This window comes from Stenotrophomonas sp. PS02301 (assembly GCF_029959485.1).
In the GTDB taxonomy this organism is placed as follows: domain Bacteria; phylum Pseudomonadota; class Gammaproteobacteria; order Xanthomonadales; family Xanthomonadaceae; genus Stenotrophomonas; species Stenotrophomonas maltophilia_Z.
In genome coordinates this window covers 21,280-27,279 of sequence record NZ_JASCOO010000060.1, presented here as the reverse complement: position 1 = coordinate 27,279, position 6,000 = coordinate 21,280, and the positions used below count along the sequence as shown (strand labels likewise).

6 protein-coding genes are annotated in these 6,000 nt (G+C 68.1%); 3 read left to right on the top strand and 3 right to left on the bottom strand.

Annotated features, from left to right (window positions below; translation table 11 throughout):
* Positions 1-174: 174 nt before the first annotated feature.
* Positions 175-1,386: a methionine adenosyltransferase gene (gene metK, locus QMX81_RS14370; protein WP_019182462.1), complete on the bottom strand. Its 1,212-nt coding sequence runs from the start codon at positions 1,384-1,386 to the stop codon at positions 175-177.
* 328 nt (positions 1,387-1,714) lie between these two features.
* On the opposite strand from metK, the gene QMX81_RS14365 reads away from it, so the two are divergent.
* From QMX81_RS14365 to QMX81_RS14355, 3 genes are read left to right on the top strand one after another with little or no spacing between them, the layout of a single operon-like run.
* Positions 1,715-2,557, top strand: a complete 843-nt coding sequence (locus tag QMX81_RS14365; RefSeq protein WP_282262438.1) for a UDP-2,3-diacylglucosamine diphosphatase — start codon at positions 1,715-1,717, stop codon at positions 2,555-2,557.
* A 48-nt stretch (positions 2,558-2,605) separates the two neighbouring features.
* Positions 2,606-3,682, top strand: a complete 1,077-nt coding sequence (locus QMX81_RS14360) for a metal-dependent hydrolase (RefSeq protein WP_282262436.1) — start codon at positions 2,606-2,608, stop codon at positions 3,680-3,682.
* Complete coding sequence (locus tag QMX81_RS14355; RefSeq protein ID WP_282262434.1) at positions 3,679-4,119, top strand: hypothetical protein; 441 nt, start codon at positions 3,679-3,681, stop codon at positions 4,117-4,119. The genes QMX81_RS14360 and QMX81_RS14355 overlap by 4 nt, the downstream gene beginning before the upstream one ends.
* A gap of 13 nt (positions 4,120-4,132) precedes the next feature.
* Here the strand turns inward: QMX81_RS14355 and QMX81_RS14350 are convergent, their stop codons facing one another.
* Together QMX81_RS14350 and dusB are read right to left on the bottom strand one after the other, a co-directional pair.
* Positions 4,133-4,960 carry a methyltransferase domain-containing protein gene (locus QMX81_RS14350; RefSeq protein WP_121042748.1) on the bottom strand — a complete coding sequence of 276 codons (828 nt, stop codon included), beginning with the start codon at positions 4,958-4,960 and terminating at the stop codon, positions 4,133-4,135.
* 9 nt (positions 4,961-4,969) lie between these two features.
* The gene (gene dusB, locus QMX81_RS14345) at positions 4,970-5,962 is read right to left on the bottom strand and encodes a tRNA dihydrouridine synthase DusB (RefSeq protein ID WP_282262427.1); all 993 of its coding nucleotides are present in this window, start codon (positions 5,960-5,962) and stop codon (positions 4,970-4,972) included.
* Between the last annotated feature and the right edge of the window lie 38 nt (positions 5,963-6,000).

The window sequence follows — 6,000 nt, the reverse complement described above, 5'->3', positions numbered from 1 at the left end:
GCGAGGGCAGGCCCGGTTGGGCCGGCCGCTGGCCGGCAGGCTGAACCGACGACGGGCCGCTATCGCGGCCCGTCGTTGCTTCTTCGATAGTTGCCGCGCTGCGCGCGGCCAGCCAGCCAGCGGCCGGCACTACCTACAAAGTGAAAGGGCCGCTTTCGCGGCCCTTTCGAGGTCTTACTTCAACTTCGCATCCGCGCGCAGGGCGGCGGCGCGATCGGTCTTCTCCCAGGAGAAGGCGGTCGCGTTGACCTGTTCGCCAGCACCGTTGGTGTAGCTGAACTCCTTGGCCTTGCGGCCGAAGTGGCCGTAGGCCGCAGTCTGCTGGTACATCGGGTGGATCAGGTCCAGCATCTGGATGATGCCGTACGGGCGCAGGTCGAAATGCTTGCGGATCAGCTTCTCGATCTTGTCATCGCTGATCTTGCCGGTGCCGAAGGTGGTGACCGAGATCGAGGTCGGCTCGGCCACGCCGATGGCGTAGGAGACCTGCACTTCGCAACGGTCGGCCAGGCCGGCGGCAACGACGTTCTTGGCGACGTAACGGGCCGCGTAAGCCGCCGAACGGTCGACCTTGGACGGATCCTTGCCCGAGAACGCGCCACCACCGTGACGGGCCCAGCCGCCGTAGGTGTCGACGATGATCTTGCGGCCGGTCAGGCCACAGTCGCCCACCGGGCCGCCGATCTCGAACTTGCCGGTCGGGTTGATGTGGAACTTGGTGCCCTTGTGCAGCCACTTGGCTGGCAGCACCGGCTTGATGATCTCTTCGCGGACGGCCTCGATGAGGTCCTTCTGCTTCACGCCCGGGGCGTGCTGGGTCGACAGCACCACCGCGTCGATGGCCGAGACGGCGCCGTTTTCATAGCGCAGGGTGACCTGGCTCTTGGCATCCGGACGCAGCCAGGACAGCGGCGAGTTCTTCTTCTTGCGGATCTTGGCCTGCTGCTCGACCAGACGGTGCGACAGGTGGATCGCGGCCGGCATGTAGCTGTCGGTCTCGTTGGTGGCATAACCGAACATCAGGCCCTGGTCGCCAGCGCCCATTTCTTCGGGCTTCTTGCGGTCCACGCCCTGGGCGATGTGCGGCGACTGCTTGCCGATCAGGTTCAACACGCCGCAGGTCGCGCCGTCGAAGCCGACGTCGGAGCTGTCGTAGCCGATGTCCAGGATCACCTTGCGGGTCAAGGCTTCCAGGTCGATCCAGGCGCTGGTGGTGATTTCACCGGCGACGATGGCCACGCCAGTCTTGACCATGGTTTCGCAGGCCACGCGCGCACGCTTGTCCTGGGTCAGGATCGCGTCCAGCACCGCATCGGAGATCTGGTCGGCAATCTTGTCCGGATGGCCTTCGGAGACCGATTCGGAGGTGAACAGGTAGCTGGACATCAGGCGTAATATCCTTTGATTCGGATGGAAAGATGGCCGCGAATGATACACGGCAAGTCGCGCACTTGCATTGTGCGTCAGCACGGGTTGCCCGTGGTTAAGCCCGCGTGCCCGTCGCAGGGCCCTGTGTGACGGGATTGGGGCCCAGCGTCGCCGCCCAGTGTTCCACGGGCGTGACAAATGGCCTGCCGCCAACGCCGATGCGCCGGCGCCCGGATGCTCGCGAGGCCGGAGTCGTGTCACCGGCCCGTCGTCAAACCGCCATCGGGCTGTCGCCGGGGCCGTGCAGGCTTCGGCGCATCCGGCCGCCGGACCTGAGGAGCACGCCATGCACGCATTCGAGCAGCGCGACGCGCGGGAGGCTGCCACGCGGCCCGTCACCACCCTGGCGCCCCATCGGCGGGCCGTCTTCCTGTCTGACGTGCACCTGGGCTCACGCCACTGCCATGCCGCCGAACTGGCCCGGTTCCTGGCCGAGCTGCGCTGCGAACGCCTGTATCTGGTGGGCGACATCATCGACCTGTGGTGGATGGCGCACCGCCGGGCCGCCTGGCGGCCGGCCCACAGCGAGGTGATCCAGGCGCTGCACGCGCTGCAGCGCACCGGCACCGAGATCATCTACATCCCGGGCAACCACGATGCCTCGCTGCGCAAGGTCTGCGGGCTGATGCTGCCGGCCATGCAGGTGCGTCGGCGGGCGATCCACGTGACCGCGGACGGGCGCCGGCTGCTGGTCGTGCACGGCGATGACTACGACGGTGTCACCCACTTCGGGGGTCTGCAGGAGAAGTTCGGGGACTGGCTGTACTACCGCATCCTCACCGGAAACCACCTGCTCAACGCCGTGCGACGACGGCTCGGCCAGCGCTACTGGTCGCTCTCCGAATTCCTCAAGAAGCGCAGCGGCGCGGCCGAGCGTTACATCGAACGTTTCGTCCAGGCCGGGCTTGCGGATGTGCGGCGGCGCGGACTGGACGGGATCGTCTGCGGGCATATCCACCGCGCCGCGCTGGTCGAACGCGACGGGCTGATCTATGCCAACGACGGCGACTGGGTGGAAAGCCTGACCGCGTTGGCCGAAGAGCCGGATGGGAGCCTGCGGCTGCTGGATCACACCGGGCAGACCCTGGCGGCGCTTCCCGGCAGCGCCGCACTGGCCAGAGCGGCCTGAGCAGAAGGGCAGAGGCGCAGGGCCAGTCCCGGCTGCTAGCATCGGCCGATGGACTCCTTTACCCAGATCGTTCTCGGCGGCGCGGTCGCCGCCGCCATCGCCCCGGCCGGCCATCGCCGCGCTGCCCTGTTGGCCGGTGCCGCACTCGGCACCCTGCCGGACCTGGATGCGCTGGTCTTGGCCTTCACGGCTGCCGATCCCGTGGCGCTGATGGTCGAACACCGCAGCTACAGCCACTCGCTGCTGGTGCTGCCGTGGGTGGCCGCGCTGATCTGGTGGCTGTTCAAACGGTTCGGTCACGGCCGCGTGGCGCAGGCGCCGGGGCGCTGGTTCTGGGCGATCCTGCTGGCGCTGATCACCCATCCGCTGCTGGATGCCTTCACCGTTTACGGCACCCAGCTGTGGTGGCCGTTCACCCCGCCCCCGACGATGTGGGCCAGCGTCTTCATCATCGACCCGCTGTACACCGTGTGGCTGCTGCTCGCCTGCGCAGTGGCGTGGTTCGCGCGGGCGCGCCCGCTGGCGCAGAAGGCGCTGGTGGCCGGGCTGGTGCTCAGCAGTGGCTACCTGGGCTGGTCGTTGCTGGCCAAGCACACCGTCGATCGCGAAGCCGACCGCGCACTGGCGGCGATGGGGCTGGGCGATGCGCCGCGCTTCTCGGTGGCGATGCCGTTCAACACGCTGCTCTGGCAGGTGGTGGCGATGACGCCCAACGGCTACGTGATCGGCGAGCGTTCGCTGATCGCCGACCACGGACCGATGACCTTCGAGGGCCATCCCTCCCATGTGCAGGCCCTGCGCCAGGCGGCCGAGCTGCCGGCCGTGCAGCGGCTGAACTGGTTCAACCGCGGCTTCATGCGTGCCCAGGTGGTCGATGGCGAACTGCGGCTCAGCGATCTGCGCATGGGCCTGGAGCCGGAGTACACCTTCACCTTCGCGGTCGCGCGGGCCGAGGGCGAGGGCTGGGCCGCGATCACACCGCGACAGCTGCGCCCGGCGTATGAAGGGGAGCAGGGCAGGACGATGCTGAAGCGCCGGTTCGCGGCCCTGTGGCAGCGCATCTGGCATGCGCCGCCGGGCACCGATGTGATGGCACCGAAGGCAGGTTGGACGGAGGCACCGTGACCGAGCGGTTCGACATGGAAATCAATGGCACGCGCTACACCCGGCTGGCCGATGTGCCGCCGGAGTATCGCGCGCTGCTGCTGGAGCTGGCCCCGGGCCGCTCCGCCGAGCAGCCGGCGGTGCCGTTGCGCGAGATCATGCGCAAGGCCAAGGCGCAGCCGGACCGCGAACGCCAGCAGCAGGTGCTGCTGGACGAGCTGCGCAAGGTCGATCCCGAGCGCGCGCGACGCATGCAGAACAAACTCACCGAGCGCAGCCAGCGGCCGGCCACCGGCACCCTGGAAGTGGGCAACACACCCACCGCACGCCCGCGCGAAGGCGCCCGCAACACCGCCGGTGGCAGCACGGTGGCCCCGGGGGATCGGGGCGGACTGGGTATCTGGGTGTTGCTGGCGGCAGCGGTCGTGGTGACCCTGGTCGCCTGGGCAACGCGCTAGCGCCGCGCCGCGATCAATACACCGTTGCGCGGGCCTGCACGAAGGAGAAGAAGAACACCGCGTTCGGATCGTTCTGGACCAGGCTGAATTCGCGGCGCATGCCGTCCACCGTTTCCTGGTCGACCAGGCCGGCCTCCAGCAGCGGATCGGCGGCCGACAACAGCAGCTGCTCCCAGAACGCGATCATGGTCTTGCGACGGGCCGGTTCGCGGTTGTCCAGGTGGATGGTCTTGATCTCGGTGTGCACATCGCGGAAGCCACCGGCCAGCAGCAGATTGCCGAGCTTGGCGCCGACGAACGGATCGCCACCGTGGTCGTACTGGAAATCGTTGAAGGCCATCCAGTAGCGCCAGATATGCGGCGAGTACGGATCGAGCAGGAACGAGGCGTTCATCACTTCGGTGACATACACCGGCGAACCCGGCACCAGCACGCGGCGCACTTCGTTGAGCACCCGCGCCGGTGACGGCACATGCTCCAGCACCCAGCACAGGAAGGCCGAATCGAACTCGCGCGCGCCGAACGGCAGGTTGCCGGCATCGGCCTGCAGCAGCGTGTAGCGCTCGCGGCACCACGGCGTCCTGGCCAGGTTGGTGGCGGCGGTGGCCAGCTGCGCCTCGCTCAGGTCCACGCCGGTGACGTGCAGCTCCGGGAACCGCCGCAGCAGGATGTCCGTCTGTGCGCCCACGCCGCTGCCGACTTCCAGCAGGCGCGTGGCACCGCCGTAATCGATGCCGCTGAAGATGCTCGATTCGAACAGGCGCGACTGGGTGACCAGGCGGTGCTGCTCGGTATCGGAGAAGCCGTGGAGATAGGTCGGTGCAGTGATGGGCGGGGTCATGGCGAAGGCTCAGGCAGCGGACGACAACGATTCGCCGGCGGCGAGGGCGTCGAAATATTCGGTGGTCAGGGCGACCTGGCTGGCGGCATCCTCGGCGCGATTGACCACCGCACGGAAGGCGGCGTTTTCCGGCCGGTCCTTGGCGTACCAGCCCAGGTGCTTGCGCGCGATGCGCACGCCCTGCTGCTCGCCATAGAAATCATGCAGCGCATGCAGGTGGCCCAGCAGCAGATCGCGTACCTCGGCGGCCGAGGGCGGCGCCAGCAGCGCGCCGGTGGCCAGGTAATGCGCCATCTCGCGGAAGATCCACGGGCGGCCCTGCGCGGCGCGGCCGATCATCACCGCATCCACGCCGGTCTGCTTGAGCACCTGCGCGGCCTTCTGCGGCGAATCGATGTCGCCGTTGGCGATCACCGGAATGCGCAGCGCCGCCTTGATCGCGGCGATGGTCTCGTACTCGGCGGTGCCGGTGTAATGCTGGTCGCGGGTACGGCCGTGCACGGCCAGCGCGGCGATGCCGCTGTCTTCGGCGATGCGGGCGATCCGCGGGCCATTGCGGTGGTCGCAGTCCCAGCCGGTGCGGATCTTCAGGGTGACTGGCACGTCCACCGCGTTGACCACCGCGGTCAGGATGCGCGCGACCAGATCCTCATCGCGCATCAGCGCCGAACCGGCCCAGGCGTTGCACACCTTCTTGGCCGGGCAGCCCATGTTGATGTCGATGATCTGCGCGCCGTGGTCCACGTTGTAGCGCGCCGCCTCGGCCAGCTGCTGCGGCTCGGTACCGGCGATCTGCACGCTGATCGGGTCCGGTTCGCCGGCATGGTCCATGCGGTGGAGCGATTTGCGGGTGTTCCAGAAGCGCGGATCGGAGATGGTCATCTCCGAGGCAGCCAAGCCTGCACCCAGCTGTTTGCACAGCAGGCGGAAGGGCTTGTCGGTGACACCGGCCATCGGCGCCAGCACCACGTTGGGCTGGATGTTGTAGGGGCCAATCTGCATGCGCCCATTGTAGAGCGCTGCGCCGGTGCCGGCCGCCC

What these genes read in the sequence shown, in the direction of transcription:
- dusB (WP_282262427.1), bottom strand. Translation starts at nt 5,962, where the DNA reads ATGCAGATTGGCCCCTACAACATCCAGCCCAACGTGGTGCTGGCGCCG.
- metK (WP_019182462.1), bottom strand. Translation starts at nt 1,386, where the DNA reads ATGTCCAGCTACCTGTTCACCTCCGAATCGGTCTCCGAAGGCCATCCG.
- QMX81_RS14365 (WP_282262438.1), top strand. Translation starts at nt 1,715, where the DNA reads ATGCACGCATTCGAGCAGCGCGACGCGCGGGAGGCTGCCACGCGGCCC.
- QMX81_RS14350 (WP_121042748.1), bottom strand. Translation starts at nt 4,960, where the DNA reads ATGACCCCGCCCATCACTGCACCGACCTATCTCCACGGCTTCTCCGAT.
- QMX81_RS14360 (WP_282262436.1), top strand. Translation starts at nt 2,606, where the DNA reads ATGGACTCCTTTACCCAGATCGTTCTCGGCGGCGCGGTCGCCGCCGCC.